The 22274-nt window shown below is 61.7% G+C and carries 17 protein-coding genes; 12 read left to right on the top strand and 5 right to left on the bottom strand.

Going from position 1 to position 22274, the window contains the following annotated elements; all coding sequences use genetic code 11:
* Positions 1-176: 176 nt before the first annotated feature.
* The gene (locus P3T16_RS17990; RefSeq protein ID WP_429343286.1) at positions 177-878 is read right to left on the bottom strand and encodes a hypothetical protein; all 702 of its coding nucleotides are present in this window, start codon (positions 876-878) and stop codon (positions 177-179) included.
* Entirely contained in the window at positions 875-2929 is a 2055-nt protein-coding gene (locus P3T16_RS17985; RefSeq protein WP_429343285.1) for an eCIS core domain-containing protein, read from the bottom strand. The genes P3T16_RS17990 and P3T16_RS17985 overlap by 4 nt, the downstream gene beginning before the upstream one ends.
* 1194 nt (positions 2930-4123) lie before the next feature.
* On the opposite strand from P3T16_RS17985, the gene P3T16_RS17980 reads away from it, so the two are divergent.
* Genes P3T16_RS17980 through P3T16_RS17970 form a run of 3 tightly spaced genes read left to right on the top strand, consistent with a single transcriptional unit; the run spans position 4124 to position 8580 of the window.
* The gene (locus P3T16_RS17980) at positions 4124-7264 is read left to right on the top strand and encodes a hypothetical protein (RefSeq protein ID WP_429343284.1); all 3141 of its coding nucleotides are present in this window, start codon (positions 4124-4126) and stop codon (positions 7262-7264) included.
* The gene (locus P3T16_RS17975) at positions 7242-8186 is read left to right on the top strand and encodes a hypothetical protein (RefSeq protein ID WP_429343283.1); all 945 of its coding nucleotides are present in this window, start codon (positions 7242-7244) and stop codon (positions 8184-8186) included. The genes P3T16_RS17980 and P3T16_RS17975 overlap by 23 nt, the downstream gene beginning before the upstream one ends.
* Positions 8149-8580, top strand: a complete 432-nt coding sequence (locus tag P3T16_RS17970; RefSeq protein WP_429343282.1) for a hypothetical protein — start codon at positions 8149-8151, stop codon at positions 8578-8580. Before P3T16_RS17975 ends, P3T16_RS17970 begins: the two co-directional genes overlap by 38 nt.
* 352 nt (positions 8581-8932) lie before the next feature.
* Here P3T16_RS17970 and P3T16_RS17965 read toward each other — a convergent pair whose 3' ends face one another.
* Complete coding sequence (locus P3T16_RS17965) at positions 8933-10330, bottom strand: molybdopterin-dependent oxidoreductase (protein WP_429343281.1); 1398 nt, start codon at positions 10328-10330, stop codon at positions 8933-8935.
* 226 nt (positions 10331-10556) lie between these two features.
* Between P3T16_RS17965 and P3T16_RS17960 the strand changes: the two genes are divergently transcribed.
* From P3T16_RS17960 to P3T16_RS17945, 4 genes are all read left to right on the top strand, one after another.
* A complete protein-coding gene (locus P3T16_RS17960; RefSeq protein ID WP_429343280.1) occupies positions 10557-11027 on the top strand; it encodes a cupin domain-containing protein in 471 nt (156 codons plus the stop codon).
* 537 nt (positions 11028-11564) lie between these two features.
* The gene (locus P3T16_RS17955; protein WP_429343279.1) at positions 11565-12812 is read left to right on the top strand and encodes a tyrosine-type recombinase/integrase; all 1248 of its coding nucleotides are present in this window, start codon (positions 11565-11567) and stop codon (positions 12810-12812) included.
* Positions 12809-13741, top strand: coding sequence for a tyrosine-type recombinase/integrase (locus P3T16_RS17950; RefSeq protein WP_429343278.1), 933 nt, complete (start codon positions 12809-12811; stop codon positions 13739-13741). The genes P3T16_RS17955 and P3T16_RS17950 overlap by 4 nt, the downstream gene beginning before the upstream one ends.
* Positions 13734-14729: a tyrosine-type recombinase/integrase gene (locus P3T16_RS17945; protein WP_429343277.1), complete on the top strand. Its 996-nt coding sequence runs from the start codon at positions 13734-13736 to the stop codon at positions 14727-14729. Before P3T16_RS17950 ends, P3T16_RS17945 begins: the two co-directional genes overlap by 8 nt.
* Positions 14730-15133: 404 nt before the next feature.
* Here P3T16_RS17945 and P3T16_RS17940 read toward each other — a convergent pair whose 3' ends face one another.
* Complete coding sequence (locus P3T16_RS17940) at positions 15134-15556, bottom strand: ACT domain-containing protein (RefSeq protein ID WP_429258901.1); 423 nt, start codon at positions 15554-15556, stop codon at positions 15134-15136.
* Positions 15557-15920: 364 nt separating this feature from the next.
* A complete protein-coding gene (locus tag P3T16_RS17935; protein WP_429343276.1) occupies positions 15921-16898 on the bottom strand; it encodes an SDR family NAD(P)-dependent oxidoreductase in 978 nt (325 codons plus the stop codon).
* Between the two features lie 123 nt (positions 16899-17021).
* Between P3T16_RS17935 and P3T16_RS17930 the strand changes: the two genes are divergently transcribed.
* The 5 genes from P3T16_RS17930 to P3T16_RS17910 all read left to right on the top strand — a co-directional run bounded on the left by P3T16_RS17930 (position 17022) and on the right by P3T16_RS17910 (position 22221).
* On the top strand, positions 17022-17600 hold the full coding sequence (locus P3T16_RS17930) for a TetR/AcrR family transcriptional regulator (RefSeq protein ID WP_429258903.1): 579 nt from the start codon (positions 17022-17024) through the stop codon (positions 17598-17600).
* Positions 17601-18103: 503 nt separating this feature from the next.
* Positions 18104-18973 (top strand): ABC transporter substrate-binding protein, encoded by an 870-nt coding sequence (locus tag P3T16_RS17925; RefSeq protein WP_429343275.1) that lies wholly within the window; start codon positions 18104-18106, stop codon positions 18971-18973.
* A 73-nt stretch (positions 18974-19046) separates the two neighbouring features.
* The gene (locus P3T16_RS17920; RefSeq protein WP_429258905.1) at positions 19047-20573 is read left to right on the top strand and encodes an amino acid ABC transporter permease/ATP-binding protein; all 1527 of its coding nucleotides are present in this window, start codon (positions 19047-19049) and stop codon (positions 20571-20573) included.
* 8 nt (positions 20574-20581) lie between these two features.
* The gene (locus P3T16_RS17915; protein ID WP_429343274.1) at positions 20582-21256 is read left to right on the top strand and encodes a GntR family transcriptional regulator; all 675 of its coding nucleotides are present in this window, start codon (positions 20582-20584) and stop codon (positions 21254-21256) included.
* Between the two features lie 110 nt (positions 21257-21366).
* Positions 21367-22221 carry an urea carboxylase-associated family protein gene (locus P3T16_RS17910; protein WP_429343273.1) on the top strand — a complete coding sequence of 285 codons (855 nt, stop codon included), beginning with the start codon at positions 21367-21369 and terminating at the stop codon, positions 22219-22221.
* Positions 22222-22274 lie beyond the last annotated feature (53 nt).

Raw genomic sequence — 22274 nt, 5'->3', positions numbered from 1 at the left:
CACCAGCAGATAGCGCAGCAACCCGGCATCGGTGCGTCCTCCGATAGCGCGATGCATTGGCACGGTATCGATTGGGCCCGATGCTATCGTGAGTTCGAAGGCTGCAGGCTCGTATAGTGAAGACAACAGCAAATACGGCGAGGCGAAAGCTTTGCAGTGGTTGCTGACCGACTGGTTCAGCAAAGCGTCGCAAGAACCCGTTGCGCGCGCTCTGCGACAGCCGTTTCAGGATGGCGCGCCAATGCGTCGATCTGGTCACGCGCGCCTGAGCGCATCGCGAGCAGAAGGGCAAGCGGCCGCTCGCGCGAAGCCGCAGGATTCTGCATCACCTCGCCGAAGAGACCGGTGGCTAGCGCCGTCAACGCCGCATCGTCGCGGCGCAGAGCAACCGCGAGATCGACAGCCACGATCCGGGCCCCATCGGTTGACAGCGCCTCCGCCTCGGTTGCTGCGGGAACAAGCGGTCTGTGGCAAGCCAGATCGAGCCGGCCAGCCGCCCCATGTTCGAGCTGCCCTATCGTGTCTTCGAGGCGCACGAACTGATTGAGTATGAGCGTTTGGCACCACGCGCGCTCAGGCGTCACCTGTACGACACCCACGGGGCCGCCCAGTACCGGCATCCTCGCCATCGGATCTTTGAGCTGCGTGCCTTCGAACAATGCCGCAAAACGGAACTGTCCGGGCCGTTGGGTCATTCGATCACCACTGACCGCGAGTTGAAGCGCAGTGGAACCCCAACTCTCGGCGAAAAACTCAAGCTCGATCGGCCCCCCTGCAAGCAGGTCTTCGGTGACGACTCTGAACCCGGCATGCACGCGGATATCATTCACGGCCAGGTTAACAGCGCCATCGCGTCGTTCGGGCGGATGCGTATTCATAGGAACAGGATCCGAACAGTTTCCCTGCGCGCGGCCAACACCGCGTCGGTCGCCGTAACAGTAACGCGGCCTGAAAATCCCGCCGGGCGGGTCACCGTCGCGTTCATCGCGAGGCCTGGGCCCGTCACGACAGGTGAGACCGTTACGCCTGCCGATGCTGCTGTCGCGTCGACCGCCCAATTCAGCGTGCGGGCGCCCGGCTCTGCATTGACGGAAACGTTGCTTATCAAGGTGCCTGCGGGCACGCGCTGCGGTGCCGCGCGCAGATTGCGCAACCGCACCGGCACCACCCGCACACTTCCGTCGACGCGACGGTTCGGAAAGATCGAGTCGGACGCACGGACGCGGAAGTTGCCCGAGACGTTGCCCGCCTGCAATTGCGCAGTTGCCGGCAGCGTCGCAGGGTTGCCGCCGGTGATCGTGATACTGCCGCCGAGAACGCTCCAGTTGACGGTCCGACCGGCCACAGTGCAATTCACCGAGAGGTTCGCGGTGGCGACTCCGTCGGCGGCAAGCCCCGTCGCCCCAGCGGCCGTCGGCGTCGCCGCGACGCTGTTGAAAACGATAAGCGGATTGCCCACATAGGGCTCGTTGTGCGCCGGCGCGGCCACTCCGCCGAAACGATGCTCGGTCCTGAAGCGAAAAGCGCCCGGCCCACCGATCAGCGAACGGATGTGCTGGCCGCTGGCGATGGTGTTGCTGACCACGGCGCCAGCGCCCTGCCACGACGCATACTGAAAGCTCTGCCGGTAAATCAGTCGCCTCGGAAGTTGCGGCACACCTGGTCCAACGAACCGGTTCACATCGATGGCCTGGCGCCCGTCGGCCACGTTGAGCACCGCGGAAGACGTAGCCAGTTGATCGTTCCAGGAGTTGGCGGGAACCGCGAGAGCGAGCTGGAAGGCAGGGTTGAATGCGCCGTTTGGTGGCGCGATGTTGAAGTCGTCTCCGCCATTGGTAATGAGTTCGCCTACGATGCGCGTCAGAGGCGGATGCTGCGCATCCGACGGCGCGAAGGTGATCGCATTGATCACGCCATAAGGCGGGAGTGCCCCGGCGCCGGCGAGTGCACTCACCCGCGTCGGAACGGCGTTGACGGTCAGGTTGGCCATGCGCGCGGCAGGTCCGGCCGCCGACGGCTGTGTCTCGTCGAGGCGGGCCCCGGTGGCCGTGTCGGAAATGCGCAAACCGATGTCGCCGGTACGATTGCCGGGCGTGACGACGTTCCCGGCCACTGCGGCGCCGAGCGGGCGGCGCAGCGCGACGGTAACGGGCCGGCCAGCGGGAGCGGTCACGGCGTTGACCAGGGCAGTGTTGCCCGCAATGCCGTCGCGGTTCGGCTCTGCGCTGTTGGCGGGCGGCACACCCGGGATCAGCGACGGCACCGGAGCGAGCGGCGGCGTCGCGGCATAGGTGGTGTTCACGACCTGCACGAGGCCAATGGGCGCGGAGTCGAAAAAGTCCCCGGCTCCCGCCGGGCCCGCCACCGCGGCGCGGACAACAACGGGCGTCCCACCGACAACAGCGCCGCCGCCCGGCTGAGCTGCGTGAATCCGTACCGTGCGGCCGCTGCCGACCACACTCACGCCGGCAGGCGCGGCGCCACCTGGACTGACGCTCCACGTCAGCCTGGTTCCCCTCCCTCCGACCGTTGCCGTCGCCGTAATGTCGCGGCCGCCGACACCCAGTTCTGCCGCCGAGGTCACCACATTGGTCACGAGCGGCGCCGCCTGCGCGCTTGCTGGCGCAGCCGGTGACAGCGACAGCAGCGCGGGCGATGCATGCACGCCGGCGCCCATGTCCTGCTGCACGACGTGGGTCAGTTCGTGCGCGAGTAGGTGACGGTGGTCAGTTGCCTCCGGATCCGCAACCTGTTTGCCGAAGACGATGTTACGGCCCTCGGCGAAAGCGCGGGCGCCAAGTCGCCTCGAAACGTCCCCGGCCGCGGGGCCAGCGTGAAGCCGCACTCCTGAGAAGTCCCAGTCGAATGCCCGTTCGAAGCGCCTGCGCAGGCCGGTCGACAGAGCACGTCCGGCGCCCAGCCCAGGCATGGCCGTCGCCGCGGCCTGTGGCTTAGGATGTTGGTTGGGTGCGCCGGATCGCGCATCGTCCAGGCGGCCAACCGCTTCGTCGGCGCTGCGCTCGGCTTCGGCCTCGTGTCTATCGCCAGGGGCACTGCTCGTCTGTGAATCGAACGCTGCCCCCGTCTGTTCGCCGGAGGGTACCCAGCCGACCGGTTCTCGCCCGACCATCCGCATCACTTTATCGGCCGCATCATCCGGCAGGCCCGCGCGACGTGACGTGATACCGAGCAATTCAATTACATGTTCCAGAGCGCTATTCTTCAGCCTCGATTGAACTGCACGATTACCAACGGCGCGCTGCAATCGAAGGATCGAGTTCACCTCGGGGCCGTGCGAGACGCGTGCCTTGGGTATGGCCGACGGGGTGGGTCGAGTCCGGTGAACGACTTCCTGCTTCTTTGTGAAAGTACGCATGGCGAAACCCGATTGGGTCGACGGTCAAAGACCTGCCTCGACACGCAGGATTGGTCTTTCCATGATATGTCCACGTAACGGGTCTGTAACTAGAACAATCGCGACGGTCACCCATATCGGATCATGCCTGGAAATTCAATCGAAGACCCGCGCCGAACCGTTCAATGCAAAGTCACGAAGATCGACGGCGGCCCTGCGTCGGGCAACGCAAAGTTGCGCCTCATCCGCACGATCTCTTTTGACCTTAGGCTTCGAGCCGACAGTTATGACCGGCCGGCTATTCAGCCTGACTATTCGACGCCGCATGCAACCGCGTTCGGGATATGACGCAGGCGCGCTGCGCGGTCGTTATAGAACCGGCGGTGAGTCGGTCGGCAGCCGCACCTTCACGCAAGTCACTTTAACGGTCAGGTCCCGAATGACGTCCGTGTGAAAGCGCAGGCCAACGACCCGAGTTGGCCGACTGACGTTTCCCGCGACCGCCGATACCCAACCCGATCTGGCCTGTGGCCTCCGTTCCACTTCAACTGCAGCTCCCAAATCCGATGGTCATCCGCAAGGTTGCTTCCTGAGCGCGAATACTCGACCGAGGTGGACTGTCGTGCTGTCGGCTTTTTCGAATAGTCAAGGACGTCCGCTTTTACCCATCTTCCCGTTAAAAAATCGACCCACTTCATCGTTCTCAACAGGACGACACTCCAGAAGTAGCCACGATCTCCGTTGCACCCTACCGCAGGTGGAGGCGCTATGCACTCCGACAGTCAACACGACACGGTGGCCGACCCGGTTCAACCCGGACTGGGCTCGCGACGCGCTTTGGGACGAGGTTGCCCGTCACTTGTCGCGCGCTCGTTCCTGCTTTACCTCGCGGCACTGCTTGGCCTCTTGCTCGCGCCTACCGCCTGGGCTGACGCGTACAAGACGCAGAACGACTGGGCGCGCTTTCGAACAACCTATCCGCTCAACATGCAGGTCATTGCAATATCCGATCCGGATGAGCATGGCCACAGGACACTCGTGATCTCGGAGCCGCCGCCCGATGTCACTCTGGATGATCTGAAGCTGGTTTCGCCGCTGCTCAGCGCGATCTCGTTGAAGAAATCACGGATCGGCTACAACGGCGTTCTGACCGATGCAGTCGTCGATCTGCCGCCAGCCTCGCAAGCGGAAGTCGATTCGCTCGTCGCGATGCTCTCAGCCCGACTCTACGGCACATCGTATAAAGCGTACGCGCTGCCGATCGCCGACACCCAGCCGGCTTCCCGTCTGAGTGGACTTGACATCACCCTGACCTCGAAACAGATCGGGAGCTGGTTCATAGGCGACAACCGTGAGCGCCACGCAGGCGCGTGGACCCTGCAAAATGTCACGATCGCGCTGCTGACGGTCCTGATCGGCGCGGTCTTGATCTATCAGACGATTCGCCGCCGGCGTTTCATCCTGGCTGCGATTCTGGTGTGCGTCGGCGCGTCGATCGTGGGAAATACCGCACCCGAGAGCGAAGTCCCGCCGTCTCAAGGCGTTTTTCGTCTGCGATCGCTGCAAGGGGGGCCCGCCGTGACGCTGCAGCAGATCCTCGATCGCGGCGCGCTGGGCGTATATGCATCCACGGAGCGTGGCTTCATAGTCTGGTGCGTCGCGATGGACAAGGATCTGGCGAAATCACGCGCACAGGCGCACGAGTTCGCATTGGATTCCGATCTCGTGTTGGGCGGCGTCGGCAGTGCCAATGGATACGTAGCGATCATTGGGCGTGAACGGATCAACCGTGTCGACACGCTACCTCCGTTGCGCGTCGAAACCATCATGCTGCTCGCTTCCGCCGACCAGGCAGAACTCGCCCAAAGCTACGAGAGAAAATTCGCTTTCGCGGGCCGCATCGACAACAGGCGAAAGCTCGACTGGGCGCCGATCTATCTGAGCGACCAGCTCATCGACACCGAGTACGGCAGTCTGCTGAACGTGACTGATCAGATGCTCAAGTCGTGGTCGATGGGCGGCAAAGTTCACTACGTCAATTTCCGCTATCCTGACCCACCTTCGTTTTCGCCATCCACACCGGTACTGACGAAAGCGATGATAGAAGGCGGCTCCGTTACCTTCAACTGGAACACCAAGGGCGCGGGCTACGCCGTTCAGCAAGGCGACTTCGATGTGTATGCGCTGCACCGCACCGGTGCGCTGCCCATTGACTATCTCGCGGGTGACGATTCGAACGTGCGCGAAGCCGAAGATCTCGCGTATGACTGGTTCGGCACACTCGGCGACGCCAACCTCGCACGCGTCGTGCAATATGCGGCGCTGTATCAATTGTTCGTGCACTTCGATATTCATGCCACCGCCGGGCCCGTGCAAACCGCGCCGAGGTTCGAAGGTGCGCGCGAGACTGCGGCGGAGTTACTTGAGAATTTTCTGTCCGCGGACCTGTCCTCGCCCGCGCTCGAGGCCGCTCATCCCGATTTCGCCAAAATGCTGACGGACGCGCGCAAGGCGCAAAGCGACTTGCGCGCCTACCTTAAAACCGCCACGGAGGCGCAGCGCGAGGGGCTGATCGACGCGATCGCCGACCCAGTTGCGTTTCGCCTGGCAACAGGCAAGAGTGATGAGCAGACACACGCGATGCTTAAGGTCGTTGTGCACGTCGCGGATGCGCTTCAAAATCTGTCGCGGGACAACGATGTGAAAGTCGCTGTTGCAAAGGCATATGTCGAGCAGTGGGACAAACGGCCTCCGCATGGATGGATTCGCACGCCTTCGGTAGTGGTTTCGTTCGCCAGCGTTCCCGGCTCCGATGTGCAGGGAGGACACAATCTATCGTCGGCCATTTTTGAGTATCAAGCCGACTCGAGTGTGGTCCGCGGCACGGTAAAAGTGGCGGAGCAAAATGGCCACACCGTTGTGCTGTATAACGGCGCGGATACGGACGGCCTGCCAACCGTAGAGCGCATCGTCGGCCGCGATGCGGGCAGCCGCGATTCCGCCCTGATCGAGCAGGATGTCCAAAGCGCGTTCGGGCAGGCGCAGACAGACGCGCGCAACGTCAGCGAGACGTTGCATCTTTCGGCCGACATCGCCCAAGGCGCGGAACGCGGCATGGGCGACGGCAGCATCCCACCGGGCGGATACCGTTCGGGCTGGAGCTTTGCGCCGGAACCGGGTGGCAGTTCGGACGGACAACTGCTCTCCGCCTTCGCGACCACTCAAAAAGATCATGGCTTGTCCGTGCCGCTTATCGTCTCACGCGACAAGAACATGCAATTCTCCGTTCATGGTCCAGACGGCCTGTTCGTCGAGGCGACCAATCCGCCGGCAACCGTCGACGCACTGCGCCAGCTTGCCGCCCAGCATCCCGACGCACTCGTGCATCTACATTTTCACAACATGGACGAAAGGTCTGCACGCTCCCTGTTGAACTCCGTGAAGCTGCAGGACCCGTCAACGGATGTGCGCCTGATCGCCACGAGCGACGGTACGATGGAACCGCAGGCGATCAAGGCCGTACTCGAAACTAGTTACGACTGGACTAAGGCAGCCGAATCGGTGCGCATTTCCGAGCCCATCCAGGTCGGAGACCATGTCGCAGTCGACGTCGAGATGAAAGTGGAGGCGCTCGGAACCGGCCCGTCGCTGCTTGTGAGAATACGGCTCTTTTTCACCAATCTTGGCGACGCAGTCAAGGTCAAGCTGGCGGATATCCAGGCGATGCTGCACAACATTCAAAGTCCCGACGTCATGGTTGCGTCGATCAAGCTGCGCCACGATCTGCACGTGGCCTACGGGTCATTCGACGATACGTCCATTCAGTTCGTCGACAAGCAGAACAAGGACTTCTACGTGGTCAGCCGCCCGAGTCCGGACACGCCTGATGAAAACGATCGTCTCGCCTAGCGATTGCGCGATGGCCGTGGGCGTACCGCTCACCCGCGACCGGTTCGTACAGCGCTTTTTAGCCCGCGAAGAAGGCAGTTTCATCTTCGAAAGCGTTCTCGGCGGCAATCTGCGCGAACGCGATCCGGACGCCGCGTGGTCCCGCTGGAGCGATAAGGCGGGGCAGATCGAAAAGGGGCTGAAGCGACTCGAACGCAAAGGCGTCAAGGTTCAGCGCGACGCGGTACTGGATGACCTTCTCGTGCTGATGGACCGCTTCGAAGTGGTCACGGTGTTTTCTCACTGGCGCAGTGCGCTTTTTCGCGCAAGCGACTTGCGCGATCCGGAGGCGGTCGGCGCCGCGCTTTGCGATTCCGCCCATGCACTTCATCGCGCGGTGAGGGCTCTGACTGGCGCTCCGCCGCACGGCGAGGAGCGGCTCGCCGAATTGAACAGGGCGCTCTTCAGTAGCGCGGGCGATGTGCCGATTCAAAATGACGCAGACTCGGCGCCGGGCCGGCAAAGCACCTTGCAGACGCTTTGGCACGAGCGGCGCTTGCTTCTCGAATCGTGTGCGCCACATCTCTTCCGAGGTGGGGCCTCGGTAGAACTGGCAGACGGCTTTAAAACCGTCGAAACCATCGTCGCGAACGTTCCGCCTTCGTTCGACCGGTTGCTTGATCTGACCGTCTGTACATGCGTGCTGATGGCGACGCGCATCAAACAACGGGCACCCCGTTGCTACGTCGCATGTAACGAACATTGGACTTATCCGCTGCCGCGCCTATTGATCTATCAGCGCGTGATAGATCTGCTCTCGGCGACGCCGGGATCCTTCGAGGACACTGTTTTCAAAGTTCGCGCGCTCATTCAGTCGGAGGTCGACCGTGAAAGAAATAAGAAAAGTGCTGAACCGCTTTCTGGGCAGCGCGCATTTCGGTGAAGATCCGGCCTCCATTGCGGGCGTTCCCACCGATCGCGCCGCGGCGGAGGAGACGAAGCGCGAGCGCCGTGCCGCTCAGGAGCGGCTCGTCGCGGACCTGGCACTGGTCCAGTCTCGCAGCGACAAGTACTTCCAACTGTGCATCGCGATGACGGCGATCATGTTCCTCGGTGGTTGTCTGCTTGTGTTCCTCAACCGCGATAACGTGCCGGCAATCACAGCGCTGTTTGCCGCGACCGGCGTGTCCCTGAGCGCGCTGGCCTCACTCGTGTTCAAGTTCTGGAAGGGCAAGGTGTTTTCCGGAACGATCCTTGTGCTGGTGCGCAACTTGCCGCCCGAGGATCTTCGCGAGGTGATCGGCGTCTTTGCCGGACGCCTTGGTGACATTGGCTGAAACGCGTAAGCTGCGAGCGCGAAGCGCAACAACCGAAAGACCGACACCCGGTGCGGACTCGACGCCCGAATGTCCGGATCGTGGTCAGTCGGAACGACTCTTGACGGCCGGACTCGGTCCGATGCCGAACTTCCGTAGCCGACCCGGGAGAGTCACTCGAACAGCAATGACGGCCGTCCGCTTTGCGGCTGAGATGAGCCGATTGCAGATGCTCCTCCGTTTAGCGCTCGCTCGCCTGCCTCTGCCAACCTTCGAGACTGAAAGAAAGCAGCCATGCGCGGACGTCGGAAAACTTTGGTCAAAGAGAAAATATCGACGGGAGGCGTTCAGCACGGAAAATCGAGTCGACCGCTTACACTATCCGAACCGGCACTTCGTGGATAACGTTGTTGCCGTAACCTAGCCGGTTCCATTCGGCGTGTTCGGGCTGAGTGCGGCCGGCAAGATCGGTGGCCCGGACGCGTAAGGTGACGACGCCCGGCTCATGGGCTCGTGTGATCAGCTCCCACCACTGCCAGCTGTGACGCTTGCGCTCGCTCACGAGACGAGCCTCCTGCCAGCTTCCTCCGCCCACGCTTATGTCCACGCGCGCAATCTGAGCGGCACCGGACCAGGCTACACCGCGAATGGCCAGCTCACCGCGCCGGACTTCCTGATCACGCGCTGGCTCGGTGATCAAAGCCCGCACGTGCTGCAGCGTGACCGGCTCGCGGACGGTCTGGCCATCGCGTTCCCATTCATACCAATACTTGTCGGCCTGGTAATGCCCGGCGAACGGCCAGTCGATGAGCTCGATATCCGTCAGCCATTTGACCGACGCCACGGCATACCAACCCGGGACGACGAGGCGCACGGGATAGCCGTGCTGAACAGGCAACGGCTCGCCGTTCATCGCGTACGCCAGCAACACGTCAGGATCGCGAGCATGACCAAGCTGGAGACTGCGCTCGAAGTGCAACGGTCCTGCGTGGCCCTCCATGGTTCCGCCGTCCGCGCCCCGGAACATCACCTCGGTCGCGCCCGTGCGCACGCCAGCCCGGTCCAGGACTTCCGCCAGCGTCACGCCGGTCCACTCTGCCGTGCTGACGGCACCCAGATCCCATTTCTCGCCCTCGATGGGCGGGTCGAACTTCGTGCGGCCGTTTCCGGCGCACTCGAGGGTCACGATCCGCGTCTGCGACGGCATGTTGTGGAGGTCGCGCAAGCTTAGGTTCAATTGCCGTTCTACGAGGCCGCCAACGGCAAGCCGAAAGGCGGCCGGGTCGAGGTCGGGGATCTGGAAGTGATTGCGGACATAGAAGTGCGCGTTCGGCATGACCACGCCGCCGATCAGTGCAGGAATCGAAGTCTCACAGTTGAGCGGATGCGCGCGATGGACCACCAGGCCGGCTTCAATCGCATTCTGGCAGGCGGTCTCGGGATCTAGCGCTGGCACGAGTTCGCTTACGGGCAGCGCTGCGCCACAGCCGCCGCTCGCGACCACGCGTGCGCACGTCGAGGCGGGATAGATGTCGAGGCTGCCGACCATCTGGAACGGCTTCATGAACTCGCGCAGGTGGCCCTCGTCCTCAGCTTCCACGATGAGGTACAAGGTGTGCTCACCCTGCACGACGGCTTCGCCCCGGATCTCCACCCCGTGCCGCCTGACGTTTGGGCGACTCAGGTGATTCAATAGCATGGCACCCATATAGGGATCGTGAGCGGGGCAGCGCTCGGCCGCGTGCTGATGCCGCACAACGAACAGTGCCATGGTCGCTTCCCGGGACGTCGGTTCGATCAGCTTACTGCGGGTCGGTGGTCAAAGTCGAGCTCAGAAAAGATCGAACGCAGATGGTCCGGTTTATGGAATCCACAGCCTGCAGCCAGTCGCGCAGGAGAACAGATCGCAGCCCAAAGCCGCCTGGTCTCGCGATCGTCCTGTTCGCGAATTTTTCGCAGCTGTGTCGGGGATCCCTCAGCGTTCCGGGGAGCATGGTATGAATTCTCAGGCTAAGCCGAATTGGCGCGATCACGGCGTCAAGATCATTCCGGGTTCCCGCCTCGATATGAATACGCCCCAAACGCCTGGCATGACGAGAGCAGCTGCAATCACTCACGCCCGGGCGGGCGCCAGCAAACTTTGGGCCGGTACGGTCACCATCGACGCCGACGCCAAAACGGGCGCCCACCATCATGGTGAACTGGAAAGCGTCATCTACGTTGTGCGTGGCAGGGCACGTATGCGATGGGGAGAACATCTCGAGTTCGCCGCAGAGGCAGGGCCTGGCGATTTCATCTATGTGCCCCCGTTCGTACCCCATCAAGAGATCAATGCGAGCAAGACCGAGGTGCTCAGTTGCGTTGTGGTCCGTAGCGGTCAAGAGCCGATAGTCGTTAACCTGGATATCGAGCCCGCCGAGCCGCCGGACGATGTCTATTGGGTCGATCCGATTCATCCGCATCCGTAAGTGCGGCTACCCGGTTCCGCCGTCAGTTCCGGAGTCGCCTTTCGGGACCCTCTGAAGGTGACGACAAATGACCGTCGGTCAAGCGATCAGCGCTGTGCATAAGGGGAGCCTGGGCGCTGTAATGATCTCCCAAAAGCTGTGGCTAACCGCGTAAGCCATTCATTCAACGTCGGGGACGAGCTGCAGACAGTTGCAACCCGGCCATTCGCGGATTGAACCGGCGAAGACACGGCTCACCGTCGCGGCATCCGACGGGAGACCCCACGAACAGCGAAATCACTCTCACATGTCGGGCCCACTCTCAGCCTCAAAAGCGCCGTGCTGCGCCTCTTCGGCGAAATCGAAATCGCCGAGAGGCAGCTCAGTGTCGCGAGCATGATGTCCTGTCCGAGAGCCGGATGCGATATGTGGTGTTGGCTCAAATGTGGTCTTGCGGGGACGGGACGAGGTTCGTCAGCGGTGTATGCCTATTGAAGGCCACATAAATTAGCGCCGGAGTAGCGTCGGAGATCCGAAGGTTAACTCGGAGATTCGATCATGTTCGGTACGTTGTTTCATTACCCTCGTGTACTGGCTCGTCATCGCAATGGTCCATCGGCCGATGATCGAGAACGCTATCTGGCCCACTGCGCACAGGGTGGTGCAGCCCATTCAACGCTGTTGGGCCTTGCACCTGAGCTCCTGGCTATTTCCCGGCGTATCGCGCTCGACAACGGGCGATTGATTCCGTCTGCGGAGGTCGAGATGGCAGCCGATCGCTGGGTTCGTTACCAGCGACGGCATCAGCGAATCCTGACGGGAAGGTTCTCGCGGGAACGGTTTGTTCAGACCGCTACGGCCTGGCTTCGCTTCCTGGGACGACTGCAGGAGCAGCAACCTGAAACGCCGCCATTCGCCGATCTGGTTCAACGGTTCGACAGCTACTTGCGCGAGGAGCGCGGCCTGTCGTCACACACGATCCACAATCGATGCTGGCACGTTCAGGCGTTTTTGTGCTGGCTCAGCGAGCAAGGAAGCAGCATCGGCGAGATGCGACTCGAACAGGTCGACGCCTTTTTTGCACTGAGACGAATGCAAGGCTGGTCCCGGGTATCGATGGCCAGCCTTGCCGGCGCGCTGCGAAGTTTCCTCCGCTACGCCGGTGAACAAACCTGGTGCTCGAAGAAACTCGCCGCCGGTATCGAAGGACCGCGTCTGTTCAGCCACGAGACGCTTCCAGTCGGGCCGAAGTGGGAAGACGTGCAGCGACTCATTCGCAGCACCGATACGGACGGTCCCCATGATATCCGGGACCGCGCCATTCTGTTGCTCCTAGCGGTCTACGGGCTGAGAAGGGGTGAAGTCGTTGCCCTGACTCTGGACGACGTGGACTGGGAACACGACATCCTTCACATCAGCCGTCCAAAGCAGCGGAGCAAGCAGGACTACCCGCTTGCAGCCGAGGTAGGTGAAGCAATTCTGCGGTATCTGGAACAGGTGCGACCGCATATTGTCTCGCGCTCCTTGTTTCTCACCATACGAGCCCCGTTTCGTCCGCTCGCGCCTACGAGTCTGCACTACCTGGTCAACCGACGATTGCGGGTTCTGAATATCAGTTGCCGCCGTGGTGGACCGCATTCACTTCGACACGCGTGCGCGACCCGCCTCGTGGCTGAGGGACTCTCACTCAAGGAGATCGGTGACCATTTGGGCCATCGCAGCGCCTATGCAACACGCACCTATGCCAAAGTCGATCTCGCCGGTCTGAGACAAGTTGCAGACTATGCCCTGGGAGATCTGCTATGAAACTGCCTGAAGCCGTCGCCGCATACGTGGCCTACAAACAGTCCCTGGGGATGCGCTTTGCCACTGAGGCGCGTACCCTGAAGTCCTTTTATCGAACGCTCGGCGCCATCGATATGCACGAGGTCGACGCCAATCGTGTCTATGCGTTCCTTGCCGGCAATGATGCCGTCACGACCTTCTGGCATCGCAAGCTCAGCGCCCTACGTGGCTTCTACCGCTTTGCCATTGCTCGCGGCTACACGACCAGTTCGCCATTACCCTTAACGGTACCAGAGGAACACCGGACCTTCGTGCCGTACATCTATTCGCGAGAAGAGATGAAACGTCTACTGGCGGCGACGGCGAATCGTGAGCGCTGCAATCTGTCATCGCTAACCTGCCGCACGCTCCTGCTACTGCTCTATGGTACCGGGCTTCGCATCGGCGAGGCTGTCGGTCTGAATCTGGCGGATGTGGATCTGGACTCTGGAATCCTTTGCATCCGTGAAACCAAGTTCTACAAGACACGGCTGGTGCCGACCGGACCAGATCTGACATCGGTGCTGGTTCAGTATGCCGCCGAACGCAACAAATGGCCGCCGCTCAACCCCAACGCTGCCTTCCTGCTGACGGAACGCGGACAGCGCCTGTCCAGAGCCGGCGCCGAGTATGCCTTCAAACAATTGCGTGACCGCGCACAGGTACGTCGTGACGATAGCGCGCGGTATCAGCCAAGACTTCATGACCTTCGGCACACCTATACGGTTACCCGGTTGGTCTCCTGGTATCGCGAAGGCGCCGATGTACAACGCTTGCTGCCTCAGCTGGCAACCTATCTTGGTCACGTGCATATTGCCGCCACCCAACACTACCTGACCATGACGCCGGAGCTGCTGCGACAGGCGAGCTTACGCTTCGAGCGCTACGCCCGGGGAGGTGACCATGCGTGACACAATGCTACTTGGCCCATGGGTCCGGCGTTTCCTGCTCGAGCACCTGATCGGCGAGCGGAACCTCGCTCGCAACACCCAGCAGAGCTATCGCGACACGCTGTGCCAACTGATCCCTTTCGTTTCAGGTCGCACCCACAAACCGGTCGACCGGCTGGCAATGACAGATGTGTCGGCGGAGATCGTCCGGGACTTCCTCTCAGATATCGAAGTCTGTCGCGGATGCAGCGTCGCGACGCGAAATCAGCGCCTGGCTGCTATCCACGCTTTGGCTCGATTCGTTGGCGAGCACAGCCCGGAACATATCCAATGGTGCACCCAGCTGCGCTGCATCCCCTACAAGAAGACTACAAGAGCGCTGGTACCCTATCTCGACAAACCTGAAATGGATGCGCTCCTTGCCTGTCCAGATCGACGTACATCTCAAGGTCGCCGTGACTACGCCCTGTTGCTGTTTCTCTACAATGCCGGTGCGCGGGCGGACGAGGCGGCCCACCTGACCATCGGCAACGTCGATGCGATCTCCAGCAGCGTGAGCGTTCTCGGCAAGGGACGCAAACAGCGCCAGTGTCCGTTATGGCCCGACACCGTGCAAGAGTTGTGCAACCTCGCTGGCCAACGTCCACCGCAGGAACGGGTATTCCTCAATCGCTGTGGGCAACCCCTGACGCGTTTCGGTATTCACGCGGTCGTAGAGCGTTACGCTGTCAAGGCGCGAGCCAATATGCCCTCGCTCGCATCCAAGCGCGTCAGCCCGCACAGCATTAGACATTCAACTGCGACCCACCTGCTTCGATCCGGCGTCGATATCAATACCGTACGGGCGTGGCTTGGTCATGTCTCCATCGATACGACCAACGTTTACGCCGAAATTGATTTGGAGATGAAGGCCAACGCCCTGGCGCGGCTTACTATCCCCAGCGATCGAAAGGCGAACAGGCGGTGGGCCAAAGATCCCGCGCTGATGGCGTTTCTCCGGTCCTTGTAGCAGGCTTTTTTATGTGGCGTTCAGCCGGCCGGATCCTGTCAGGATCGCGGCTCGGGCGCCGCAAGACCACATTTGAGCCAACACCACATATCGCACTAAATGTGATCGAACTCATTTGATGCGGGAGATCTGCATGTCCGGTTCGATGAGCGGGGTGTGAAAACGGAACCATGGTCAGGTTATTCGGGCACCGCCAGACGAAAGAGGCGGCAACAGACAAACCCAGCCTACAGTCACTGCGTCACATCTCGACTCTACCGGACTGAGACCAGGCCGCTTCGCGCTCGCGTGCACGCACGGCTGCGCAGCCCGTCGAGCTGAAGTAGTTGTCCAGGGCACAGACAGGGCGACCCGGTCGCCTCGACAGGAAGAATCAGGCCAGTTCGCGGTCCGGCATGCGCTCTTCAGGCCCTCTGTAGAATGTCGATCGCCTTTTCGGCATCGTCCAGCGAGTCGACCGCGAGATAAGCAATGAACTGTGTGCCAAGTACAGCAGCGGAAACGCCGCGGAGGTTGATCCCCCCGTCTGCCAGCATCTGGGTCAATTGCGCGATGATCCCCATCTGGTCCAAACCCATTACACGGACGGAGTGAAGGCTCGGGGTGACGGTGAACCCCACCTGTGTCGCGGCCTGGATCTCCCTCTCCCCCTGCAGCGGTGCGACAAACACGACCCCCTTGCCCGATGCTTCCGGCGTGCGACGTGCGACGATGAACTGCAGGTCTACGCCCGCATCCCGCAAAGCGCTTAATACTTGCGCAAGCCCGCCCGGTTTGTCGTCGATGGTAGCGGCCCAAACATCGACGCGTTCTACGCTCAGTTCCATGGCAGTCCCTCCCGCGTGATGCATCGCCCAATAAAAATCTACTTCACTAACGGCTCGCGAGCAAGGCCGGCAGCGTAAGCGACACACGGGAATGCCCGGAATCCCCGGAGCCGGCACTGTGCGCCCAGGAAACTACCCGTTTCGGTTTGTTTGTCGTCATGCGACGCTTCTTGCCGGCAAGCTGCCGATATAGCCGGCGCCGACCATCCAGTCGCGCCCGAGAGGTTGCGGCGTCCCCGTCTGCAAGGGATGCGGTACATGCATGCACCGCTCGCGCGCGGGGCGGGACTAACGTGCCGCCGCCACAAAAAGTATTTATTCGTGCACGGACGAGAACCGTTTCAATGGCGTCCGAAGCGTCGTTTCAAAACGACTCGCCAACCATTTCTTCACTCTTGCGCCAGAGCGCATCAGCGCCCGCAGCGTCAAGCGCATAGCGTCGAACGCCTTCGCTGACGGGCGTAATGACAACATCGTCGGCAACGGTTTCGCTCACATGGCAGTTCTCGCAGTATCTGGCTCCGATGTCTTCGGCTGACGCCACCACCGCAGCCCAGACGGAAGTCGCCGCCCCTTGTGACACGGTCTTGAACTGAAACGGCCCCTGCCCCTCTGACTCAAGCTGACTGTTGATCGTTTCGAGTAGCGCCGTCATCTGGCTTTCGTCCATATGACGGGCCAGTTCTGTGTGAATCCCGCCGGGATGAACTGCGGTTGCGCGCACGCCGCGCGCCCGATGTCGCTGATCGAAAGCCACCGCAAAGAGGATATTCGCCGTCTTGGCGCGCCCGTATGCAACGAACGGATCGTAAGGCGTATGGTCGAAGCTGGGGTCGTTGCGATCCACGTCCGCGAAGCGGTGCCCCGACGACGCGAGCATGACCACTCGACCACCAGACGGGATCAGCGACGCCAACCGGTTCACCAGCAAGAAATGCCCCAGATGATTCGTGCCGAACTGCGTCTCGAACCCATCTGCTGTCTTACCAAAAGGAGTTGCCATCACGCCCGCGTTCGCGATGATGACGTCGATCGGTTTGCCGTCCTCTTGCAGCCTGTGGGCGCAAGCCCGGACGCTCTCGAGGCTCGCGAGATCGAGCGCAATCAGCTCGATGCTGCCGCCTGCCGCGGCGGCCTCGCGCCGCGCGTCAGCGATCGCCTGCTTTGCTTTTTCCAGGTCTCTGGCCGCGCCGATAACACTGGCCCCGTGCGCTGCCAACGCCCGCGCCGTCTCCACGCCCAGTCCCGCGGACACACCCGTTACAAGAATTCGCTTGCCATGAAGATCGACGCCTGCGAGCACGTCGTCCGTCGTCGAAGTCGCACCAAATTTCTCAGTCATTTCCGCCGCTCCAGCACAATGAAGGTTGACGTCATTCCCAACCCGGGATAAAAACGGAGCCTCACTCCGCTTTCCTCGATACTAAACGGAGTAACCCTCCGTTTGCAAGCATTCAACGTGCAAATGAACGATTCGACGCCAAAAGAACGAAAACCCAGAGCCGACGCGCTGCGCAATCGCGAGCGCATCCTTGAAGAAGCGAAAACGGCGTTCACGCGCGCCGGAGGCGATATCAGCCTGGAGGACGTCGCCCGCCAGGCGGGCGTCGGCGTAGGCACGCTGTACCGGCACTTTCCTACACGCGAGGCCCTACTGGAGAGCGTCTACCGTGCCGAGGTGGCGAAGCTTGCGGAAGAGGAGCGGAGACTGTCCGATTCGCTGCCCCCGCTCGATGCGTTGAGATCCTGGATGTTGCTCTTCATCGACTACATCGCTACAAAGAAGATCATCGCACCCGCATTGAATTCGATTGTCGGCGGACCGACGAAGCTATTCGAATCGTCCGGCGCGCAGATCAAGGACGCAATCCAGTCGCTCGTTATACGCGCAATCGCAAGTGGCGACATCCGCCCTGATCTTGAGCCATTGGATCTGCTTCGCGCTCTCGTCGGCGTTTCGAATGTCGCGTCAGCTCCGGACTGGCAGAAAAGTGCAAAGAGGCTGGTCGAAATACTTTTGCTTGGATCCAGGCCACCCGAGTAGTTTCCGCGACCGACCCGAACCCGCCAGTCACACTGTGAGGAAACAAGTCCGCTGAGACCCACAAACCCGACGTTGGCGAACGGTGTTCAGTGATTCGCTATCGTTCTGGCGGCCATTGGGCAGCGCCCTGTCGCGCCTTGCGAGAAGCACTGGTCTTCCATCGGCTCCCGCGTGCTCATCCCGGCGCGATCATTTGAGAATCGTGGTCGCGAGCGTTCAAGCTCACACTCCATTCTTCGCCACGAAATGCACCGTTCCTGAACGCGTTCGCTAGTTTCACGCGCATGTAGGTGCCCGGAACTGGTGCGTCGACGATGGCCGCGCCTCTTTCGAAGACCAGGCTGCGTCTCCTGCACAGCCGCGCCAGACCCACATCACAGGATGTTCACCAACCTCGCTAGTCCCTTGGCACGCGTCATGCATAAGCATGAATTATTGTTGAACAATATATTTTTAATTGTTCAACAATGTATATTGTCACCACCCGGACGAGCGAGAACTCCATGAAAGCCCAACTTGATCTGAAACCTGTCCTGTCCTCCCTTCCGCGCGTCGCGAAGTGCGCCGCTGCGCTCGCGCTGTGCGCCGCGTCTCACGCGTTCGCCTCGAGCGGCGCGCCGACCGTCGCGCCCGGCAAGCTGACGATCGGCGCGGATCTGACGTATCCGCCCTACGACTACATGCAGGACGCGGATCCTGCCGGCTTCGATCCCGCGTTCATGACGAAGCTCGCCGGGCACCTGAAGCTCCAGCCCGGCTTCGTCGATACGCGCTTCGCCAACCTGATCCTCGGCGTCAACGCGAACCGCTTCGACGTGATCGCGTCGGCGCTCTATGTGACGCCGGAGCGCGCGAAACAGATCGACTTCGTGCCCTACCTGAAGACCGGCGGCTCGCTGCTCGCCATGAGCCACTCCGGTTTCGCACCGAAGACGCCCGAAGATCTGTGCGGCAAGCGCGTGAGCTCAATCAAGGGTGCGTCGTGGATTCCGAAACTCAACGAGGTGTCGAAGCAGATCTGTACGCCTGCCGGCCGCGGCGCAATCGACGTGCGCGAGTTCGAGACTTCGCCGGAAGCGGCCCAGGCCGTCCTCTCGCACGCCGTCGACGCGCAGTTCGAGGACTCGGCCGTGGCGCAGATGACCGTCAACAAGCTCGGCGGACGCGTGGCGATCACGTCGACCACCCCGCTCTATCCGGTCGTCATCGGTCTCGGCGTCAAGAAAGGCAATGACGCGCTGCTCGCCCAGCTGAAGACTGCGTTTGCGTCGATGAAGCAGGCGGGCGAATACCAGGCACTGCTCAAGCAGTACAACGTCGCCGAGCCGACCGGCAATGACATTGCCGTGGCGCTCGGTACGGCACAGAACTAACGGCACGTCGCGCGCAGCCTGAGGCCGGGCACTCGCCCGCGCCCTCGTGGCTGCACGCCGTGAGGGGAAGCACATGGTATTCGACTGGCACTACACGGCTTCATTGTTGTTTGACGCCGCTTTCTGGAAAGCCACCTGGCTCGTGGTCGAATTGAGCGCCGCGACCTGGCTGATCGGCATTGTGGCAGGCTTCGCACTTGCGCTCGGCAAGCAGTCCGCCCTCATGCCGCTACGCGTCGCGTGCAGCACCTACATCTGGCTCTTTCGCAGCCTGCCGCTGCTGGTGTTGCTGATCTTTGTCTATAACCTGCCGCAGGTGCTGCCCTGGACGGGCGCCTTGTTGTCCGACCCGTTCTGGGCCGGTCTGCTGGCGCTCTCGATCAGCGAAGCGGCCTACATCGCCGAGATCCATCGTGGCGGCCTGCTGTCGCTCCACAAGGGGCAGCTCGAAGCGGGCAAGGCGCTCGGTATCCGCTTCGTCGGCCTGCAACGGCTGATCGTGCTGCCGCAGGCGTTTCGCGTCGCGCTGCCCGCGCTCATCAATGAGTACGTTACGATCGTCAAGCTGACGTCGCTCGTGTCCGTCATTTCGCTGGCGGAAATCCTGCTGGTCGGCGAACGCCTGTACACGCAGAACTTCAAGGTGCTCGAGACGATGCTGGCCGTCTCGTTCTACTATGTGCTGATTGTCACCGTATTCGGCCATGCGTTGAAGATGCTCGAGAAGCACCTCGACGTCACGCGCCGCACGCAGGCTGGGGCCGCCTTCATTCCTGTGGAAACACCACGGCCCGTGCACGCAGCGAACGGCGTTCGCACAGCGCGAGCCAGCAGCGCGGTGCGTGCGCTGGAAGCCCTCGGCATCCGCAAACGCTACGGCGATCATGAAGTGCTCAAGGGGATCGACTTGACCGTGCGCGCAGGAGAAGTGGTGTCGATCATCGGCCCGTCGGGTTCGGGCAAGACTTCGCTGATCCGCACGCTGAACGGCCTCGAGACGCTCGACGGCGGCGAAGTGCGCCTGCATGACAAGGCGTTCCTGTGGCCGCCACGCGCGAGGCATGGCAAGGTGCCGCATGCGCAGTACATGCGCGGCATCCTCGATATCGGCATGGTGTTTCAGAGCTTCAACCTGTTCCCGCATAAGACGGTGCTGCAGAATGTGACGCTCGCGCCCCACTATCACGGGCGTCTGAACGGGCCCCCGCTCGACGAAGCCGGCATGCGCTTGCTGGCAAAGGTAGGCATGGCCGCGCATGCGCACAAGTATCCGCATCAGTTGTCCGGCGGTCAGCAGCAGCGCGTCGCGATTGCGCGGGCACTGGCGATGCAGCCGTCGATTGTCCTGTTCGACGAACCGACCTCGGCGCTCGATCCGGAACTGGTCAACGAAGTACTGAAGGTCATTGAGGAACTCGCCCGGGAAGGCATGACCATGATCATCGTCACACACGAAATCAACTTTGCGTTCCGTATTTCAGACCGTATCGTGTTCATGGAAGCGGGCACGATCGTGAGCGACGCGCCACCGCACGAACTGGCGACGCTCGACAAGACTTCGCGGATCGCCAGCTTCCTCAAAGACGTCCATCTTGCATAAAACACCGTATGCCCACCTCGCACTCAACTGTTACCGCCCTCACTGGCCAGGAACCCGAGCAATCAGTCACGGACCGGATCCTGTCGACGATCCGCGACGAGATCATTGAAGGCAAATTGCCGCCGGGCACCGCACTCGTCGAGAACGATCTCACCCAGGCGCACGACGTCTCGCGCAACACGCTGCGTGAAGCGCTGCGTCTCTTGTGCCGTGAAGGGCTCGCGGTGCATTACCGGCATCGCGGCGTGATCGTGCGCACCCTGACGCGCCACGATGTGCGCGACATCTACCGGGTGCGGCGCACGCTCGAACTGCAAGCCCTGATGCGCGAGGACCCGATCGAGGAAGATGAAATCGCGGCGATGCGCGACGCAGTCGTGCACGCGCAAACGGCTGCGGACGAAGGCGACTGGCGCAGCGTTGGCACCTACAGCCTGCTGTTTCACCGGCGCATCGTGCAGTTGCTCGGCAGCCCGCTGTTCGACACATTCTTCACGACGATACTGGCGCAACTGCGCCTCGTGTTTGCCTCGGCCCCCGACGAGCGGCGCTTCCAGCGTCCCTGGATCGCGAAGGATCAGCAGATTCTGGAGCTGATCGCGAGCGGGCGCACCGCAGAGGCGAGCGCCGCGCTCGCCGGTTACCTGAAGCAATCGGAGCACGCGCTGCTCGACTACCTTTAATTCGTGTTCCTCATTCCAGCTTTATTCACCGATTCACGGCCACTGCTCGAACAGGCAACAGCGCGTAACAGGCGCAGCCTGTCCGTGTGTCTTATGAAGGAGTCTCCATCATGTTGAATTACCCCGCCGCCTATCAGTCCACCAAGGGATCCGCGCTCGACCCGGACAAAGCGTTTTATCAACGTATCGCCTCTGAGCACGATACGCGCACGCTGGTCGAATCGATCGTCGTGCCGATCCGCTCGGGTCAGGCGTGGGCCGTACCGGCCGGTCATGTGTTTCGCATCGTCACGATCGAAGGTCCGCAAGTGGCCGACCTGAACATGTGGAACCTGCACAACCCGCGCGAGCGCATGTGGGCATCGCGCACGCGCCAGTTGCAGCAGGCGCACGTCAGCACATTCGACCGTTTGTGGTCGACGCTGCCTTTCCTGCGTCCAATGGTGACGATCACCGACGACAGCCTCGCCGACTACGGCGTCGACGAGCATGGCGGCCGCGTTCACGACCTGCTCGGCACGCGTTGCGATCCGTACGTGAACCGCATGCTGACTGGCGAGGATTTCCATTTTCACTGCCACTCGAACCTGACGCGCGCAATCGCTCCGTATGGCTTGACCGAATATGACGTGCACGACGTGCTGAACGTGTTCCAGTGCACCGGGCTGAATCTCGAAGACAAGTACTTCATGAAGGCATGCCCCGCGAAGAAGGGGGATTACCTTGAGTTCTTCGCGGAAATCGACCTGCTGTGCGCGCTGTCGACCTGCCCGGGCGGCGATCTGTCGTTGCCGATGTGGGGGCCAGACGCGCGCGATCCGCTTGAGGTATGCCGTCCGCTCGGCATCGAGATCTACCGGCTCGCTCCGCAGATGCTGGAGGGATGGACCTCACCCCCGGTCGCCGCGTACAAGGGGCAGCACGGGATGACGTTGGCGCAGCCTCAGTGGAAGTGTGGGTGTTGAGCATTAGTGGACCCCAATGCTGCCGGTCGGGCAATTTGCCTGGGCCGGCGCGG

This window comes from Paraburkholderia sp. GAS42, from assembly GCF_050436565.1.
Taxonomy (GTDB): Bacteria; Pseudomonadota; Gammaproteobacteria; order Burkholderiales; family Burkholderiaceae; genus Paraburkholderia.
This window is presented reverse-complemented; position numbering and strand designations above follow the sequence as displayed.

What these genes read in the sequence shown, in the direction of transcription:
- P3T16_RS17990 (WP_429343286.1), bottom strand. Translation starts at nt 878, where the DNA reads ATGAATACGCATCCGCCCGAACGACGCGATGGCGCTGTTAACCTGGCC.
- P3T16_RS17985 (WP_429343285.1), bottom strand. Translation starts at nt 2,929, where the DNA reads ATGCCTGGGCTGGGCGCCGGACGTGCTCTGTCGACCGGCCTGCGCAGG.
- P3T16_RS17980 (WP_429343284.1), top strand. Translation starts at nt 4,124, where the DNA reads ATGCACTCCGACAGTCAACACGACACGGTGGCCGACCCGGTTCAACCC.
- P3T16_RS17975 (WP_429343283.1), top strand. Translation starts at nt 7,242, where the DNA reads ATGAAAACGATCGTCTCGCCTAGCGATTGCGCGATGGCCGTGGGCGTA.
- P3T16_RS17965 (WP_429343281.1), bottom strand. Translation starts at nt 10,330, where the DNA reads ATGGCACTGTTCGTTGTGCGGCATCAGCACGCGGCCGAGCGCTGCCCC.
- P3T16_RS17960 (WP_429343280.1), top strand. Translation starts at nt 10,557, where the DNA reads ATGAATTCTCAGGCTAAGCCGAATTGGCGCGATCACGGCGTCAAGATC.
- P3T16_RS17955 (WP_429343279.1), top strand. Translation starts at nt 11,565, where the DNA reads ATGTTCGGTACGTTGTTTCATTACCCTCGTGTACTGGCTCGTCATCGC.
- P3T16_RS17950 (WP_429343278.1), top strand. Translation starts at nt 12,809, where the DNA reads ATGAAACTGCCTGAAGCCGTCGCCGCATACGTGGCCTACAAACAGTCC.
- P3T16_RS17945 (WP_429343277.1), top strand. Translation starts at nt 13,734, where the DNA reads ATGCGTGACACAATGCTACTTGGCCCATGGGTCCGGCGTTTCCTGCTC.
- P3T16_RS17940 (WP_429258901.1), bottom strand. Translation starts at nt 15,556, where the DNA reads ATGGAACTGAGCGTAGAACGCGTCGATGTTTGGGCCGCTACCATCGAC.
- P3T16_RS17935 (WP_429343276.1), bottom strand. Translation starts at nt 16,898, where the DNA reads ATGACTGAGAAATTTGGTGCGACTTCGACGACGGACGACGTGCTCGCA.
- P3T16_RS17930 (WP_429258903.1), top strand. Translation starts at nt 17,022, where the DNA reads ATGAACGATTCGACGCCAAAAGAACGAAAACCCAGAGCCGACGCGCTG.
- P3T16_RS17925 (WP_429343275.1), top strand. Translation starts at nt 18,104, where the DNA reads ATGAAAGCCCAACTTGATCTGAAACCTGTCCTGTCCTCCCTTCCGCGC.
- P3T16_RS17920 (WP_429258905.1), top strand. Translation starts at nt 19,047, where the DNA reads ATGGTATTCGACTGGCACTACACGGCTTCATTGTTGTTTGACGCCGCT.
- P3T16_RS17915 (WP_429343274.1), top strand. Translation starts at nt 20,582, where the DNA reads ATGCCCACCTCGCACTCAACTGTTACCGCCCTCACTGGCCAGGAACCC.
- P3T16_RS17910 (WP_429343273.1), top strand. Translation starts at nt 21,367, where the DNA reads ATGTTGAATTACCCCGCCGCCTATCAGTCCACCAAGGGATCCGCGCTC.